Below are 16,455 nucleotides of genomic sequence, written 5' to 3'. Positions count from 1 at the left end.
CATGTTCGCCAACTATCTGATCGGTCTGCGCGAGGGGCTTGAGGCAAGCCTCGTCGTGTGCATCCTGGTCGCCTATCTGGTGAAGACCGGCCGTCGGGACGCCCTGAAGCCGGTGTGGGCCGGTGTCGCGGTCGCCGTGGTCGTCGCGTTCGCCTTCGGTGCGGGGCTCGAATTCGGCTCCCAGGAGATGACGTTCAAGGCGCAGGAGGCGCTCGGCGGTTCGCTGTCGATCATCGCCGTTGGCCTGGTCACCTGGATGGTGTTCTGGATGCGGCGCACCGCGCGGCACCTCAGGAGCGAGCTCCAGGGCAAGCTCGACTCGGCCCTGATGATGGGCACCGGCGCGCTGGTGGCCACGGCGTTCCTCGCGGTCGGCCGCGAGGGCCTGGAGACCGCGCTGTTCGTGTGGACCTCGGTGCACGCCGCCGGTTCCGAGAACGGCACCTTCCAGCCGATGATCGGCGCCCTGCTCGGCCTGGCGACCGCGGTGTTCCTCGGCTGGCTGTTCTACCGCGGCGCGCTGAGGATCAACCTGGCGAAGTTCTTCACGTGGACCGGCGGCATGCTGGTGGTCGTCGCGGCGGGCGTCCTCGCGTACGGGGTGCACGACCTCCAGGAGGCCGACTTCATCGCGGGCATCAACTCCCATGCCTTCGACATCAGTTCGACGATCCCGCCGGACAGCTGGTACGGCACCCTCCTCAAGGGTGTGTTCAACTTCCAGCCCGACCCGACCGTCCTCCAGGCCGTGATCTGGGCCCTGTACCTGATCCCCACGCTCGGTCTGTTCTTCGCCCCGGTAGGGTTCCGGAAGTCCGTGGGGGCTACGAGGGTCGAGGGGCAGAAGGCGGTTCATGAGCAGGGTGAGTCGGCTGACGGCGGGGCTCGCGACGGTGACCGTACTGACGGTGACCGCGAGCGGCTGCGTGACGGTGCACGGGGAGCGGGAAGTCGTACCGTCGGCGACGAGGGCTGAGGCCGCGCAGGCGCTCACCGACTTCACCGTCGCCTACAACAAGGCCGACAAGGCCTACGACCCGGCCCTCGACGCGGGCCGGGTCACCGGCGCGTTCGGTGCCACCACCCAGGCGGGCTTCACGGCCCGCCATGTGACGAGCCCGGGCGGCAACCCCCAGCACTCGGATCTGGCCCTGACCGACGCCTCGTACACGATCCCCAAGCAGGCCGGCTGGCCGCGCTGGTTCGTCGCCGACACCGACTCCAACCGCGACCAGGACGACAAGGGGCCGGGCGACACCCGCTGGCTGCTGCTCTTCGTACGCGGCGGCCCCGACCAGGTGTGGAAGCTCGCCTACCTGTCGATCATGGGCGCGGGTGACGTGCCCGCCTTCAAGAAGGACAAGGACGGCTGGGCGGAGCCGGTACGCGCCGACGACCACGCGCTCGCGGTCGCCCCCAAGGACCTCAGCGCGGACTACGCCTCCTACCTCCAGGACGGGAAGCCGGCGGTGTTCGCGGACGGGGACCACACCAGCGGCTGGCGGGAGGCGCGCCGCAAGAACGCGGTGCAGTCCGGCCGGATCAGCCAGTTCGTCGACCAGCCGCTGTCCGACGGCGACTTCGCACCGCTGGGTCTGCGCACCGCGGACGGGCGCGCCCTGGTCTTCTTCGCCGCCCGCCACTTCGAGCGCCGGACCGCGGCGAAGGGGGTGCGGCTCGACATCAGCGCGGATGAGCAGGCGCTGCTGACCGGGCAGGTGAATTCCTCGCTGACCCGGGAGTGGATCTCCAACGAGCTGGCGCTTGTGCCGGCGACGGGGGCGGTCGTGGTGGCGAACCGGGTGCAGGGGCTTGTCGCGACGAAGGGCGAATAGGCTGCGCCGCGAACCCCGCCCTCCCGCATGGCCTGCGGCCCCCCATACGTCCCGGCCCGCGGACCGTGCCCGCCCCTCGCGCAGTTCCCCGCGCCCCTCAACCCGCCTTCGACCGCGGACCGTGCCCGCTTCTCGCGCAGTTCCCCGCGCCCCTGAAACCGCGGACCGTGCCCGCTTCCCGCGCAGTTCCCCGCGCCCCTCAACCCGCCTTCGACCGCGGACCGTGCCCGCTTCCCGCGCAGTTCCCCGCGCCCCTGGCTGCTCGGTGCTGGCCGGCATGGGCATCTTCAGCCTGTCCGGCGATTGAGGACGAGCGCCGTTCAGGCGCGGACGGGGTCCGGGGCGGAGCCCCGGCGGGGGGCTAGCGGCCCAGGGGCCAGGCTGCTGCGTGCGGGCCGGCCTCGCCCGCGTACCGCGCACACGCATCCGTCAACGCCTCAAGCACCGTCAGCGGATCCGGAAGCGCATGCTCCGGCCCCCGCACCCAGGCCACCTCAAGCTCCCCCGGCAGCCGCGCCGGCGGCACGAGGGCATAGCTCCCCCGGCAGTGCCAGCGCAGCCCCGGGTGTTCGTCCATCGTCTCGGGGTGGCAGTCCAGCTCGCAGGGCCACCACTCGTCCTCGTCCTCGGGCGTGCCCCGGGTCGCGGTGAAGAACAGCATCCGCCCGTGGTCGCCGTCACCGGCGGCCTCGGCGACGGGCCCCACATCGATGCCCTCGGAGAGCAGCCGGGCCAGCGCCTCACGGCCCGCGTCCAGCGGTACGTCGAGCACGTCGTGGACCATGCCGGTCGCGGTGATGAAGTTGGCCTCGGGCTGGCCGAGCGCCCAGCGCTCGATCTGCGCGCGGTCGGTGGTCGACTGCGTCTGCCAGGCGAAGGAGACGGGGTGGCGGGCCGGCGTGGGACACCCGACGCGCTCACAGGAACACCTGAAGCCGACGGGGTACGCGGCGGGCGCCAGCGGCAGACCGGCGGCGGCCACCGCCAGCAGCAGCCCGAGCCGGCCCTGGTCCGCGCCAGGAGCGTCCTTGGGCCGCCTGCGCAGCCAGCGGGACAGTTTGCTCTCCTCGCCGCGGGAACGGCCGAACTCAGCGCCCATCTATCCCCTCACCTCACCGTCGACCCCAAGGGACTCGCGTCCACCCCGATATCGTCCCACCATCCTGCTCCCCGGGTGACCGCACCGGACATCCGGGGTGTGTGACATGACCCGCCCATGACCAAGTACGCCGGGGCTCCCAGCACCCCTGATGCGGAAGAGGCTGCGGACACCTACGGCGACACGAGTGCCATGGGCGCACGGATGAACCGTACGGGCCGGTTGAAAAACACCCGGACGGTGCACTGCGCGGACGCCCGCCACGGCGGACCATGGGCTGCACGCGGCTGCACGTCCGTGCGGCCCAAGTCGCCCGTGAGGAGCCCTCATTGCCTCCTGCAGCCCGTGACCTCCGTACCCCGAGAACCGCCCGACCCCGGCGCTATCTGATGTGCCCACCGGCACACTTCAAGGTCACGTACTCCATCAACCCCTGGATGGACCCCGAGAAGCCGGTCGACCTGCCGCTGGCCCTGGCCCAGTGGGAGGTCCTGCGCGACCGTTACCGCGCGCTCGGCCACACCGTCGACCTGCTCGACCCCCGCCCCGACCTGCCCGACATGGTCTTCGCCGCCAACGGCGCCACCGTGATCGAGGGCCGGGTGCTCGGCGCCCGCTTCGCGCATCCCGAACGCGCGGCGGAGGCCGAGGTCCACCGCGACTGGTTCCGTGCGCACGGCTTCGCCACCGTGCACGAACCGGCACACATCAACGAGGGCGAGGGCGACTTCGCCGTCACGGATTCCTATGTGCTCGCCGGCCGCGGCTTCCGGTCGAGCCCGCTCTCGCACGACGAGGCCCAGGAGTTCTTCGGCCGCCCTGTCATCGGCCTCGACCTCGTCGATCCGCGCTACTACCACCTGGACACGGCGCTGTGCGTGCTCGACGACACGGCCGACGAGATCATGTACTACCCGCCTGCCTTCTCCCCCGGCAGCCGCGCCGTGCTGTCCAGGCTGTTCCCGGACGCTTTGATCGCCGAGGAGCCGGACGCGGCCGCGCTCGGACTCAACGCGGTGAGCGACGGCCGCAACGTGCTGCTCCCGCAGGGCGCCGTCGGCCTCTTCGGCCCGCTGCGCGCGCGGGGCTACGAGCCGATCGCCATGGACCTGGGCGAACTGCTCAAGGGAGGCGGCAGCGTGAAGTGCTGCACGCAGGAACTGCGTCCCTGATCAGGAGGCGGGGTCGGCGGGGTGGGGCGGCCAGGGGTCGCCCCACTCGGCGTCCCGGGCCGCCCGGTACAGCGGGCCGTGCCGCTTGCTGACCGTCTCGCGGCGCAGCCGCTCGTCCCGGCCGCACAGGTCGAGCAGCACCTGGCCCTTGCGGATCTGGGGCCTGCGGATGATGCGCGCCGGGGCGGGTTCGGCCGTGGTGAGGTCCCCTCCCTGCTCCTTGAGAGCCTGGGGGAAGGTGGCGGCGACGTAGCTGAACTTCTCGTCCTCGTACGCAAGCGAGCCGCCCTTGACCTGGCGGTGCAGGGAGGAGCGGCTGACCCGGGCCGAGAAGTGGCACCAGTCGGTGCCGGGCTCGATGGGGCAGGCCGCGCTGTGCGGGCAGGGGGCGGCGATGTGCAGGCCGGCCTCGATCAGGCGGTCGCGCGCCTCGATGATCCGGGTGTAGCCGTCGGGGGTGCCGGGCTCCACGATGAGGACGGCTCCGGTGGCGGCGCCGATCGCCGCGTCCACCAGGGAACGGCGGTCCTCGGCGGTGAGCTCGTTCAGGACGTACGAGACGGTGACGAGGTCGGCGCGCTCCAGGGTGAGGGCCGAGCCGATACGGGCGCGCTCCCAGCGGGCGGTCCGCAGCCCGGGAAGCCCGGAGGCCTCGGCGAGTTCGCGGCCGACCACGAGCGCGGGCTCCGCCCAGTCGAGGACGGTCGTGGCCACGGGGGCTTCCGCGTCCTGCCAGGCCTCGGCGACCGCCCAGCTCGCGGCGCCGGTGCCGCCGCCGATGTCGGTGTGGGTGGCCGGGGTCCAGGCCCCGCTCGCGTCCCGGAACGCGCCGAGCGCCGAGCGCACCGCCTCGAAGGTGGCGGGCATCCGGTACGCGGCGTAGGCGGCGACGTCGGAGCGGTCGCGCAGCACCGGGGCGTGGGTGGGGACGACGCCGCGATAGTGGCTGATCAGCCGGTCGACGGCGCTTGCGGTCCCCGAGGGCGGCAGCCCGTCGAGCAGTCCGGCGAGGGCCGAGCGCAGGACGTCCGGGATGGGGAGGGAGTCGTTCACCGAAGGAGTCTACTTTTACGGCGCCGTGTCACCGGCCGCCGAGGCGGACCCCGGTCCTGTCACCGAGGCGGACCCCGGTCCCGTCACCGAGGCGGGCGACGCGTGCCCCCGCTGCCAGGGCCTGCACAGGAGCAGGAAGCAGAGCAGCGCGGCGACCGCCGAGGCGAGCTGGACGACCGCCATGGGCACGGCGGTCGCCTCGCCGGCGATGCCGACCAGCGGGGACGCGACGGCGCCGACCAGGAAGGAGGAGGTGCCGAGCAGGGCGGAGGCGGAGCCGGCGGCGTTCGGGGTGCGCATCAGGGCCTGGGCATTGGTGTTCGGCATGGCGAGACCCATCGCCGACATGAGGACGAACAGGCCGGCCGCGATCGGTGCGAGGCCCACGTCACCGAACGCGCCGGACGTCATGAGGAGCAGGGCGGTGGCCGCCAGGGTGATGACGGCGAGGCCGAAGCCGAGCGCCTTGTCCAGGCTGACGCGGCCGATGAGGAGCTTGCCGTTGATCTGGCCGACGACGACCAGGCCGACGGAGTTCAGGCCGAACAGGAGCGAGAAGGTCTGCGGGGAGGCGCCATAGATCTCCTGCACCACGAAGGGGGAGGCCGAAATGTAGGCGAACAGGGCGGCGAAGGCGAACCCGCCCGCGAGCATGTAGCCCGTGAACACGCGGTCCTTGAGCAGCCCGCCCATGGTGCGCAGCGCCTGACCCACGCCGCCGGAGTGGCGGCGCTCGGCCGGCAGCGTCTCGTGCAGCCACTTGAACACCACGGCGGTGAGCAGGACACCGATCACGGTCAGCACGGCGAAGACGCCACGCCAGTCGGTCAGCCGCAGGATCTGTCCGCCGATCAGCGGGGCGACCACGGGGGCGACGCCGGAGATCAGCATCAGAGTGGAGAAGAACCGGGCCATCTCGACCCCGTCGTAGAGGTCACGCACCACGGCCCGGGCGATCACGATGCCCGCGGCCCCGGCAAGGCCCTGCAACAGCCGGAAGGCGATGAGGAGTTCCACGTTCGGGGCGAAGGCGCAGACGGCGGTGGCCAGGACGTACACGGCCATCCCGATGAGGAGGGGCCGACGCCGCCCCCACTTGTCGCTCATGGGTCCGACGACGAGCTGGCCGAGCGCCATGCCGGCGAGGCAGGCGGTGAGGGTGAGCTGGACGGTCGCGGCGGGCGAACGCAGGACGTCGGTGACCTCGGGGAGCGCCGGCAGGTACATGTCCATGGAGAGCGGCGGGAGCGCGGTGAGGCCGCCGAGGACGAGCGTGACCAGGATGCCGGTGCGGCGGACGGCGGCGACGCCGGGGTCACGCCGCGCTTCGGCGTCGGCCGTGGTCGATATGTGGCCCTGGCTGCCCTGGCCGTCGCGCTCCGGCATCGGTCACTCTCCTTGAAAGTTGAAGCGAATAACCATGGTCGCAGCCGGCTCGCGGTGGCGGGACCGTTGGGACCGCAAAGAAAGGAGGGACAGGTCACACTCGGGCCGGGGTCGCACTGAGGTGGCCGCGCACCGTGCGGGCCGGGGCGCCGGTCCCCCGAGACCGGGGTGCACGGCGTCACGCGCCGGGCCACGCCAGGCCACGCCAGGCCACGCCGGGGCGCTGTCATCCCGTACGGTGTCACGCGCCGGACCACCCTGGGACGGGTCACCCCGCACGGTGTCGCCCCCGGCGAACGGAACGGGCCGCGCACCCGGATGCCGACGCGCTGCTCCCACATCGCGGACGGGCGGTCTCACGGAACGCCCCCTCCCGTACGCTCCGGGCCCATGGACAACGTGGACACCACCTCGCAGAGGTCTGCCGTCGTGACCGGTGCCGGGTCGGGCATCGGCCGTTCCGTGGCGCTGGCGCTGGCCGGCGCGGGCTGGTCCGTGGCGCTGGCCGGGCGCCGCGCCGAGCCCCTTGAGGAGACCGCCGCGCTGGCCGGCCCCGGGGCCCGGGTCCTGTGCGTCCGTACGGACGTGACCTCCCCGGACGATGTGAACGCGCTGTTCGCGGCGGCGCTCGCGGCGCACGGGCGGGTGGATCTGCTGTTCAACAACGCGGGCACGTTCGGGCCGGGCGGGGTGCCGGTCGAGGAGCTGTCGTACGAGGCGTGGCGCTCCGTGGTCGACGTGAACCTGACGGGCGCCTTCCTGTGCGCGCAGGCGGCGTTCCGCGCGATGAAGGAGCAGGCGCCGCAGGGCGGGCGGATCATCAACAACGGGTCGATCTCGGCGCACGCGCCGCGGCCGAACTCGGTGGCGTACACCGCGACCAAGCACGCCATGACCGGGCTGACCAAGTCACTGTCCCTGGACGGACGGCCGTACCGGATCGCCGTCGGGCAGATCGACATCGGCAACGCGGCGACCGAGATGACGCAGCGCATGCAGACCGGGATCCCGCAGGCGAACGGGGAGTTGGCGGTGGAGCCCGTGATGGACGCGGAGGACGTGGCGCGCACGGTGCTGCACATGGCGGAACTGCCCCTTGAGGCAAACATCCAGTTCGCCACAGTACTGGCGACGGCGATGCCGTACATCGGCCGGGGCTGAGGCAGGACCGGGCCCCGGCGGGGACCTTGGCCGGGGCTGAGCCAGGATCGGGGCCCCGGGCGGCACGAGGCAGGACCGGACTCCGGCGGGGACCTCGGCCGGGAGCGGCCGGCTCACGAATATCGTCCCTCTTCGGGCGGAATAGACGTTCCCCGGCCGGAGTTGGGCCGGTCATGACGATCGACGAACGCACCGAGGTCCTGCGCTACACCGCCTTCTCCGCCGACCCCGCAGGCGGCAACCCGGCGGGGGTCGTCCTGGACGCGTCCGGCCTGTCCGACGCCCGGATGCTGGAGATCGCCGCCGAGCTCGGTTACAGCGAGTCCGCCTTTGTGACGGCGCCGCCGCAGGGGCTCGGGGAGCCGGGCCGTGCGTACACGCTGCGGTTCTTCAGCCCGAAGGCCGAGGTGCCGTTCTGCGGGCACGCCACCGTGGCGACGGCGATCGCCCTGGGTGAGCGCATCGGAACCGGAGAGCTGACGTTCGCGACGCGGGCCGGTACGGTCCCGGTGACGGTCGCCCAGGACCCGACGGGCGGCTTCCGCGCCACCCTGACCAGCGTCGAGCCGCACTCCGAGCCCGTCCAGGAGCAGGACCTCGCCGAGGCGCTGGCCGCCCTGGACTGGCCGGCCGGGGATCTGGACCCCGCGGTCCCGCCCCGGATCGCCTTCGCCGGCGCCCGCCATCTCGTACTGGGCGCGGCCACCCGCGAACGTCTGGCCGCGCTGTCCTACGACTTCGACCGGCTCACGGCGCTGATGCTCCGCCTTGACCTCACCACCGTCCAACTGGTGTGGCGCGCCTCGGAGTCGGTGTTCCACGTCCGCGACCCGTTCCCGGTCGGCGGGGTCGTCGAGGACCCGGCCACGGGCGCGGCGGCGGCCGCTTTCGGGGCGTACGCACGTGAACTGGGCCTGGTCGCCGAGGAGTCGGAGCTGACCTTGCACCAGGGCGACGATCTGGGCCGCCCCGGCGTCCTGACGGTGACGCTGCACGCGGGCGACGCCCGGGTGCGGGTGAGCGGCGCGGGCGCCCGCATCGTGGAGTGAGGCGCGGGCCCCTTGTCCCGGGGCGGGGCCGGGCGGGGCGGGGCGGGGCCGGGTCAGGCCTGGCCGGTCTCGAAGCGGCTGACCTTGCCGCCGTCGACGGTGAAGCGCCAGGTGGTGCGCATCTCGCCCCAGGTGTCATTGCGGTAGTTGGCGACCAGGCCGAGCCCGTCGTGCGTCTGCTTCTCGATGTCCATGTGGCCGCCCGAGGAGAAGACCTCCCGCTCGGTCCAGTCCGTGACGTCCCGGTCCGAACCGTCGTCGGACATGGTGGCACCGGGCGTCAGGGCCGCCATGAAGGCGTCGCGGTCACCGGAGTTGAGCGCGCCGACGAAGGCACGGACGGCCGGATCGGTCAGCTTGTCGAGGGCGATGGTCACGATCTCTCCCGTTCGGGGGGGCCGGGGAAGGCATACGGAACATGCACTCCCAGAACACCCCAACACCCCGGCCCCCGCCACCCCAACACCCCGGCCCCCGCCACCGCGCCACCGCGCCACCTCGCCACCGGCGCCACCGGCGCGACCGGCGCGACCGGGCAGAACCCGCGCAAGGGCTAGGCGCACAGCCGGCAGGACGTCGAGGCCGAACGGTGCGACGTCATCGTCACCGCGATGGTCGCCGGGGCCACTCGGACGGCCGGAAGCCCCGGCGTCGTGACGCCCGCGCCCTCAGCCGAGCTGCCCGAGCATGCCGGTGACGGAATTGAGCGCGGTGTGCAGCGAGGGGGCGACCGCCGTATCGGCGAGATAGAAGCCGAACCCGGCGCAGATGAGCGCGTGGGACAGCTTGGTGCCGCCTTTGCGGAGAAGGAAGAAGGCGCCCGCTGCGAGCGCGAGCATCACGGGAAAGTGCAGGGAAGGCACGGCGTTTTCACCTCGTGTCCCCGAGTCGAAAGATGGCGGCGCCCACCCCCGAGGGAGCACGGGCCGCCGGTCCCGTTCTTCCGGTACCGCCCATCACGCTACGACCGGGGGGCGCGTTGCGCCACACGGAGGATGAGCGGGCGATCACGGTGAGTTATTTGACCCGTGGGAGGCGAGGGGGTGAGTGGCGCCGTGGGGCCTTCGCTCCGAAGCCGAGGCGGCGCAGGGCGCGCGCGAGTGGGCTACGGCGCGGGGGTCCCCTGAAAGCGCGTCGACTCACCGAGCACCGAACGGGCGCTCTCGAAATCGGCCAAGCGGGCGGCCACCGTGGCCACGGCGAGGCGTTCCGGAAGAGCGGCGGAGAACTTCAGCCCGCGTACGGCCCGGCGGTCCACGTCGGGCAGGACGAGAGTCTCGCCGACGTTCTCGCGAGCCACACGCCAGGCGGCAGGGGTGAGGTTCTCGCGCAGGCGCACCCAGCTGTCGGTGGGCCGTTGCAGGGGATCGGTGACCGACTGGAGGGTGGCCGCCAGGGTGGCGTTGGCTCGGTAACCGGCCCAGGTCCACCAACGGACGTCGGAGCCGACGCGCGTGATCAACGTACCGCCCGGGTGGACGGTGTCAGGTGCGTCGCTTTCGCGCTGTTCGGCCAGGCACGCCTCCGCACGCCGGGTGAGGGAGACCTCTGGAGCCGCGCCCAGCAGCACTTCGCGCATCGCACGCGTCAGGGCGTACGACAGTCCAGTGACGCCGCCGTTCATCCACTTGGCGATGCCGCCGCCGTCGGCCGGTTCGACGAAGACGCGTTTGCGCAGCCAGTCGATGTACGTGACCTGCCAACTGCGCCCGCCGAGCAGCAGTCGCCTGGGGCCGGGGCGTTCCTCCGTGAGCACGCTCGGGTCGGTGCGGCCGATCTCCGTGCGTCCGGACAGGACGGTGAACTGTGGAGGTGCGGTGAAGGAGGCGGTGAGTTCGATGAAGTGCCTTTTGCCGAAGCGGCGTTCCGCCTCCGGGCCCACGAACAGGATGCCACCGTCGCTGTCGAGAAAGCCCTCCTCGATGAGGAAGCGCAGGACGGGTGCTGCCGACTTGTCGAAGGGGGCGAGGCCGTTCCACTGCCGGTCCCACAACCGGTCGCCGAGCCCGTGCTCTTGCAGGGCGACGGCCAGCAGTTGCTGGGCCACCAAGTGGCGTGGCTCGGGCGGAGGGACGACCGGCTCCACCCAGCCCCGCGACCACATCAGCAACAAGCCCGCCGCCTGGAGCAGTGTCTCCTTGCGGGTGGTCAGGAACAGACAGTTCCGCACCGTGCCGTACCGTCGCCCGGTGCGTCCGATACGTTGCAGGAAGGAGGCAACGGTGGTCGGTGCCTCGATCTGAATGACGCGGTCGAGATCGCCGACGTCAATGCCGAGTTCAAGGGTCGAGGTGGAGACGATGACGCAGTCACGTGCTTCGGCGAACGCCCGCTCGGAGCGGGTGCGTTCATCGACGGAGAGCGAAGCGTGGGACAGGAAGACAGTCACCTCGCGCGCGCGGAGCGCCGCGCCCAACTCCTCGACCTGTCGGCGCGAGTCGCAGAAGACGAGCCGCTTCTCTCCTCGGTGCAGCGCCGCGATGAGCTTGGCCGCGTTGTCGAGGGATCCGACGTAGTCGAGTTCCACTTCGCCGGCAGGCCTGCTGGACGGCTCGGGACTCGCTGATTCGCCTCGTCCGTTGACCTCGGTGGCTGACACGGGCACTCCAGGGGCAACCACCTGACCGGTACGGCTGCGAACGCCCGCGCCTTGCAGCCAGTGCAACAACTCGGCCGGATTGCCGACGGTCGCCGAGAGCCCGACGCGCTGGATGTGCCGTCCGGTGACCCGCTCCAACCGTTCAAGCACGGCGAGCAGGTGCCATCCGCGGTCGTCCCCTGCGAACGCGTGCACTTCGTCGACGACGACGGCCCGGACGCTTCCCAACAGGTGGGCGTGATCGGTCTTGACCCCGATCAACATCGCTTCGAGCGATTCGGGCGTGGTCAGCAGGATGTCCGGCGCCTCGGCCCGGATGCGCCGGCGTTGTGATTCCTTGGTGTCACCGTGCCAGAGCGCAGCGCGCCGCCCCAGCCACTGGGCGTAGGAATCGACCCGGACGGCCAGGTTGTTGAGGAGTGCTTTCAGCGGACACAGATACAGCACGGAGGTGCCGGTCCACTTCTGCTCGGTCATTGCCGACAGCAGGGGGAAGCAGGCCGCCTCGGTCTTGCCCCCCGCCGTCGGCGCCAGCAGTACGACGTCCTGCCCCCGCATGAGCGGCATGATTGCTGCGCGCTGCAGGGGACGCAGATCGGGCCATCCGAGGGTGTTGACGATGTGATGCAGGACGACGGGGTCGAGTCGGTCCAGGGCATCGGCATCCTCGTCACCCTGGTCCTTCCCGGCGTGAAGACCCGCGTCCGCCATCACAGCTCCAGTTCGACGTCATCGGCCGATGGGGATTTCTCGGAGACCGTGGCGGCCAGGTTCCGCTCGACATCGGTGAGTTCGCTGTCAGCGACGGTAAGCCGGTAGTGCCGCCGGGGGTCGAAGTCGTCGAACTGGTCCACGCGGTCGAGTACGTCCCCGACGAGTTTCTTCAGGAACAGCCTGGGTGCCACCCCGACCTTCCCGCCCAACGCCCCGCCGACGGCCATCGCGAGGTCGGCGACGTACCCGTCGTCGACGACCTTCCGTACGCGCTCGGGCAACGCCGCGGCATCGGCGTACACGTCACGGATGGTGAGGCCGAGTCCGATGAGGGAGTCCTGGTCGAAGCCGGGCAGTCTGATCTGCACGGCGCGAGGGTTGTCGAAACGCGGGTCGGTCGTGAAGTCGGTGGCCAGCCGCTGAGCAAGCGGGGCCAGACGCTGTACACCCTGCTGGCCGTCGTAAAAAGCCGGGGTGCCCGTGATGACCAGGTAGAGGCCGGGAAAGCGGCCCGAGTGCACCTCGTCGATCAGCTGCCGCAGCGCGTTGAGTGCCTTGTCCCGGGCGTCCGACCGGACCCGCTGCAGCGTCTCCACCTCGTCGAGAACGACGAACAGTCCGGTGTGACCGGAGTCGCGCAACACAGTGAGGAGGCCCTGCAGGAAGCCGAGCGCGCCGAAGTGGTCGAGGTCGCCGCGCACCCCGGCGGACCGGCGGGCGGAGGCGGCGACATGCGGCTGGCCGCCGAGCCAGGCCAGGACCGCCTCAGCGGTCGCCTCGTCGCCTTCCGCGAGGGCGGCCCGGTAGCCCCGCAGAGCGGCGGCGAACGACGGGGCGTGCCGTGAGACCTCGGCGAGCCGTGCGACGAGCAGCCTCTCCACCTCGCTCGCAAGCGCATCCTCGGTCGCGCCGGCGGCCAGAGCGTCCTCCTCCAGGGCGTAGAACCAGGCGTCGACCACGGGCCGCAGCGCGCTGGGCGGGAAACTGGAGGTGGTGAGCCGTTCGGTGAGCCGCCGGTAGACCGTCTCCAGCCGATGCAGCGGGGTCTCGTTCTCCGAGACCTGGATTTCGGCCACGGCGAAGTTGCGGCGCTTGGCCCGTTCGCCCAACCAGCGTGTGAAGAACGTCTTGCCGGACCCGTACTCACCCCGCACGGCCTTGAACACGGAGCCGCCGGACGCCACGGCGTCCAGTTCTGCGTCCAGGGCTGCTTCGAACCGGCCGAGTCCCGTGGCGAGCAGGTCGAGGCCGCTTTCGGGTACGGCGCCGCGCCGCAGCGCGTCGATGACGGTACGGCGGCGGGCGGCGCTCACCTGTGCGGGACGTCGGGATCCGGTGGTGCTCACACCAACCAGTCTTTCATTTGCACGGGCACGCGAGTGCGGGAACCGGAGGTGGCCGTCGTTGGCCGGCGCTGCCCGAGACACCCGGGGGGGCGTCCACTTCGTTGAATCGGTTGACGGTCGCCCGGAGACGCTGCTGGAATCACTCTCCGTAGATACACCAGGGTGGGAGTGGGACGAACGTGGCGGCACTCGACAATGTCAAGCTGAAGGACGTGCTCGCCGACGTGGCGTCGGGGTCCTTACAGTTGCCCGACTTTCAGCGGAACTGGAAGTGGGACGACGACCGGATCCGCGCCATCATCGCGACGGTGACGCTGGACTATCCGCTCGGCGTGGTGATGACGCTGCAGACCGGAGGCGCCACCCGATTCCGCTCCCGGACGCTCACCGGAGCACGCCCCGACGGGGATCCGGCCGCGGACCTCCTCCTGCTGGACGGACAGCAGCGTCTGACCTCCCTCTTCCAGGCCCTGTGGCTGGACGCCCCGGTGAAAACCGCGGACGCCCGTGGCAAACCCATCGAGCTTTGGTACTACGTCGACATCGCGAAGGCCGTCGGCCCGTCCGTGGACCGTGACGAAGCCATCCTGTCCGTCCCGGCGGACAAGGTGCTCCGTGCCGACTTCAACCGCACGGTGGTGCTGGATCTGAGCACCATGGACGGTGAGTGTGCGGCCGGACTGTTCCCGCTGCACTGCGTCTTCGACGCCCAGCGCGTGAACCAGTGGATGATGTCGTACATCAAGGCGGACGAGAAGCAGAACTGGGGTCTGTGGGGCCAGTTCGACGAGGCGGTCCTGCAGCAGATCCGTGCCTTCCAGGTCCCCATGATCCGGCTGGCCGCCGCCACCTCCATGGACGCTGTCTGTGCGGTGTTCGAGCGGGTCAACACCGGTGGTGTGCCCCTGAACGTCTTCGAACTGTTGACCGCGACCTATGCCGGGGACCGCGACTACGTGGACCGGACCGGGGACTATTACCAACTCCCCAAGGCCTGGGGGGAGATCAAGCGGGGGCTGACGGCCAAGTACCCGGTCTTCGGCCGCCTGGACAGCGGCCTCGAGAACGGGCTGAGCAGCATCGACTTCCTGCAGGCCATCGCCCTGGTGCGTACCTGGGAGCGAAAGCAGGCGGGCACCGGGGCGACGGTGTCGTGCAAGCGCCGGGACTTGCTGGACCTCCCGCTGGCCGACTTCGTCCGGCTGGCGCCGAAACTCGCCGACGCCTTCGCCTGGGTGGGCGACTTCCTGGAGCGGCAGTGCATCGTCCGCCCGAGTGACCTGCCGTACAAGACGCAACTCGTCCCGCTGGCAGCCGTCCGCGCGATTCTCGACACGGCGCTGGACAGCCTGGGAGCGGAGGAAAAGACCGAGCAGTGGTACTGGTGCGGGGTCCTCGGCGAAATGTACGGCGGCTCCACCGAGACTCGTTTCACCCGTGACGTCGAGCAGCTCGTCCCCTGGATCGCGCAGGACGACCGGGCGCCCGACACCGTCACGGACGCGTTCTTCTTCGCTGACCGCCTCGACAGCCTCACCACCCGCAACAGCGCCGCCTACAAGGGCATCTACGCCCTGCTGATCAAGCAGGGCGCGGTGGACTGGCACTACACGGACAGCCCTCTCAACCCCGGCAGGCTCGACGAGTACAGCGTGGACGTCCGGCAGATCTTCCCCAAGGCCTGGTTCCGGCGGGGCAACAGCCAGGGCCTGCCCACGAACTCCATCGTGAACAAGACTCCTCTGTCCTACCGCGCGGCCATGGATATGACCGGTGCGCCGGCGTCCTATCTGTCCACCATGGTCGCCGCCTGCGACATGCGCCCCGAGTGGTTCGACGACGTACTCGCCACCCACCTCACCGATCCGGAAGCACTCCGGGACAACGACTACGTGCGGTTCTACAACGACCGCTCCAAGCAGTTGCAGGATCTCGTACACGCCGCCATGGGCAAGAGGACCATGCTCCGTGATTTCGCGGAGGGCGACGCCCGATGACGACCCCACCGAGCGGGCAGGACCTCGCCGCGCTCAAGGGCAGGACCGTGCCCGTGCAGGACATTCTCGACCTGTTCCAGGTCAGGGTCCGCGACCACCGGACGGTGCACCGTATCTCGCAGGCGCTCACGGACGCCGGGCTGACGACGCTGCCGGACTTCGCCGTCTGCAGCCAGCGCAGCACCGTCGACGTGGTGCCGCTCGCCTCCGTCCCCGCGCAGTTCGCCCCGGTCGACGCGGAGGAGGACGAGTCGGAGGAGGCTCTGCCCTCGGCCGCTCTTCCGCAGCGACTGCTGCTCGGGGACATCCCCTCGGCGCGGCGCGGCCTGGTGTCCGTCGGCCCCGGTACGCCACTGCCGCAGACCACGTTCCTGATGCGCACCAAGGGCGTGGCGCAGGTCCCGGTGACCACCGGCATGGCGCAGATCCACGGGGTCGTCACCTGGGGGTCCGTCGCCAAGATGTACGAGGCGGGCAAGCAGCCGACGCTGGACAACGCGATGGAGAAGGACTCCCTCCCGGTCGCCGACACCCGCCAGGAGTTCTTCTCCGCCCTGCCGGTCCTCCGCGAACACGGCTACCTCCTGGTGCGCGGTGACGACGGCTGTCTCTCGGGCCTGGTCACCGCAGCGGACGTCACGGACCGTTTCGAGGGCGCGGCACGGCCCTTCTTCATCGTCGGGGAGATCGAGTCCCTGCTGCGCCGCTGCCTGGGCGCGGCACTGGACGAGGACACCATCAAAGCCGTCCAGACGAACAAGAAGCCCGAGCACCGCACCGGCCTCGTCTCCGACCTCATGTTCGGCGACTATCTGAAGCTCCTTGACGGCGAGCAGACGAAGACAGCGCTGGCCGAACGTGCCGACGCGAACTGGAAAGCGCTGAAGTGGGCCAACATGCCGAGGGAGCAGTTCATCGGCCGCCTGAAGCGGGTGAAGGACATCCGCAACCGGATCGCCCACTTCGACGAGAAGCCGCTTCCCCGCGAGATGATCGACGAGCTGACAACATTCGCGAAGCTGCTGCGGGCATTCGTGGCCTGAG

14 protein-coding genes are annotated in these 16,455 nt (G+C 70.8%); 7 read left to right on the top strand and 7 right to left on the bottom strand.

Annotated elements, in window-relative coordinates; all coding sequences use genetic code 11:
- The first annotated feature begins 1 nt into the window (after nucleotide 1).
- Both efeU and ACGFW5_RS27965 read left to right on the top strand, forming a co-directional pair.
- Nucleotides 2-976, top strand: coding sequence for an iron uptake transporter permease EfeU (efeU, locus tag ACGFW5_RS27970; protein ID WP_393837063.1), 975 nt, complete (start codon nucleotides 2-4; stop codon nucleotides 974-976).
- The gene (locus tag ACGFW5_RS27965; RefSeq protein ID WP_393837086.1) at nucleotides 864-1,835 is read left to right on the top strand and encodes a hypothetical protein; all 972 of its coding nucleotides are present in this window, start codon (nucleotides 864-866) and stop codon (nucleotides 1,833-1,835) included. The genes efeU and ACGFW5_RS27965 overlap by 113 nt, the downstream gene beginning before the upstream one ends.
- A gap of 361 nt (nucleotides 1,836-2,196) precedes the next feature.
- Here the strand turns inward: ACGFW5_RS27965 and ACGFW5_RS27960 are convergent, their stop codons facing one another.
- The gene (locus tag ACGFW5_RS27960; protein ID WP_393837062.1) at nucleotides 2,197-2,934 is read right to left on the bottom strand and encodes a bifunctional DNA primase/polymerase; all 738 of its coding nucleotides are present in this window, start codon (nucleotides 2,932-2,934) and stop codon (nucleotides 2,197-2,199) included.
- 272 nt (nucleotides 2,935-3,206) lie between these two features.
- Here ACGFW5_RS27960 and ddaH point away from each other — a divergent pair, with 272 nt between their 5' ends.
- On the top strand, nucleotides 3,207-4,106 hold the full coding sequence (ddaH, locus tag ACGFW5_RS27955; RefSeq protein WP_393837061.1) for a dimethylargininase: 900 nt from the start codon (nucleotides 3,207-3,209) through the stop codon (nucleotides 4,104-4,106).
- On the opposite strand, the gene ACGFW5_RS27950 is transcribed toward ddaH, so the two are convergent.
- Nucleotides 4,107-5,159, bottom strand: coding sequence for a small ribosomal subunit Rsm22 family protein (locus ACGFW5_RS27950; RefSeq protein ID WP_393837060.1), 1,053 nt, complete (start codon nucleotides 5,157-5,159; stop codon nucleotides 4,107-4,109).
- Nucleotides 5,160-5,174: 15 nt separating this feature from the next.
- Complete coding sequence (locus ACGFW5_RS27945; RefSeq protein WP_393837059.1) at nucleotides 5,175-6,545, bottom strand: Bcr/CflA family multidrug efflux MFS transporter; 1,371 nt, start codon at nucleotides 6,543-6,545, stop codon at nucleotides 5,175-5,177.
- 390 nt (nucleotides 6,546-6,935) lie between these two features.
- Here ACGFW5_RS27945 and ACGFW5_RS27940 point away from each other — a divergent pair, with 390 nt between their 5' ends.
- On the top strand, nucleotides 6,936-7,706 hold the full coding sequence (locus ACGFW5_RS27940; protein ID WP_393837058.1) for an SDR family oxidoreductase: 771 nt from the start codon (nucleotides 6,936-6,938) through the stop codon (nucleotides 7,704-7,706).
- 173 nt (nucleotides 7,707-7,879) lie between these two features.
- Complete coding sequence (locus ACGFW5_RS27935) at nucleotides 7,880-8,755, top strand: PhzF family phenazine biosynthesis protein (RefSeq protein WP_393837057.1); 876 nt, start codon at nucleotides 7,880-7,882, stop codon at nucleotides 8,753-8,755.
- Between the two features lie 53 nt (nucleotides 8,756-8,808).
- Here the strand turns inward: ACGFW5_RS27935 and ACGFW5_RS27930 are convergent, their stop codons facing one another.
- The 4 genes from ACGFW5_RS27930 to brxD all read right to left on the bottom strand — a co-directional run bounded on the left by ACGFW5_RS27930 (nucleotide 8,809) and on the right by brxD (nucleotide 13,414).
- The gene (locus tag ACGFW5_RS27930; protein ID WP_393837056.1) at nucleotides 8,809-9,132 is read right to left on the bottom strand and encodes a nuclear transport factor 2 family protein; all 324 of its coding nucleotides are present in this window, start codon (nucleotides 9,130-9,132) and stop codon (nucleotides 8,809-8,811) included.
- A gap of 291 nt (nucleotides 9,133-9,423) precedes the next feature.
- Nucleotides 9,424-9,618, bottom strand: coding sequence for a hypothetical protein (locus ACGFW5_RS27925; RefSeq protein WP_159030374.1), 195 nt, complete (start codon nucleotides 9,616-9,618; stop codon nucleotides 9,424-9,426).
- Nucleotides 9,619-9,860: 242 nt separating this feature from the next.
- Nucleotides 9,861-12,065, bottom strand: coding sequence for a DEAD/DEAH box helicase (locus ACGFW5_RS27920; RefSeq protein ID WP_393837055.1), 2,205 nt, complete (start codon nucleotides 12,063-12,065; stop codon nucleotides 9,861-9,863).
- Nucleotides 12,065-13,414: a BREX system ATP-binding protein BrxD gene (brxD, locus tag ACGFW5_RS27915; protein WP_393837054.1), complete on the bottom strand. Its 1,350-nt coding sequence runs from the start codon at nucleotides 13,412-13,414 to the stop codon at nucleotides 12,065-12,067. Before brxD ends, ACGFW5_RS27920 begins: the two co-directional genes overlap by 1 nt.
- Before the next feature lie 179 nt (nucleotides 13,415-13,593).
- Between brxD and ACGFW5_RS27910 the strand changes: the two genes are divergently transcribed.
- Nucleotides 13,594-15,411, top strand: coding sequence for a DUF262 domain-containing protein (locus ACGFW5_RS27910; protein WP_393837053.1), 1,818 nt, complete (start codon nucleotides 13,594-13,596; stop codon nucleotides 15,409-15,411).
- The gene (locus ACGFW5_RS27905; protein WP_393837052.1) at nucleotides 15,408-16,454 is read left to right on the top strand and encodes a CBS domain-containing protein; all 1,047 of its coding nucleotides are present in this window, start codon (nucleotides 15,408-15,410) and stop codon (nucleotides 16,452-16,454) included. The genes ACGFW5_RS27910 and ACGFW5_RS27905 overlap by 4 nt, the downstream gene beginning before the upstream one ends.
- The last annotated feature ends 1 nt before the right edge of the window (nucleotide 16,455 follow it).

The organism is Streptomyces sp. NPDC048416, assembly GCF_043200435.1.
Classification (GTDB): Bacteria; Actinomycetota; Actinomycetes; order Streptomycetales; family Streptomycetaceae; genus Streptomyces.
This window is presented reverse-complemented; position numbering and strand designations above follow the sequence as displayed.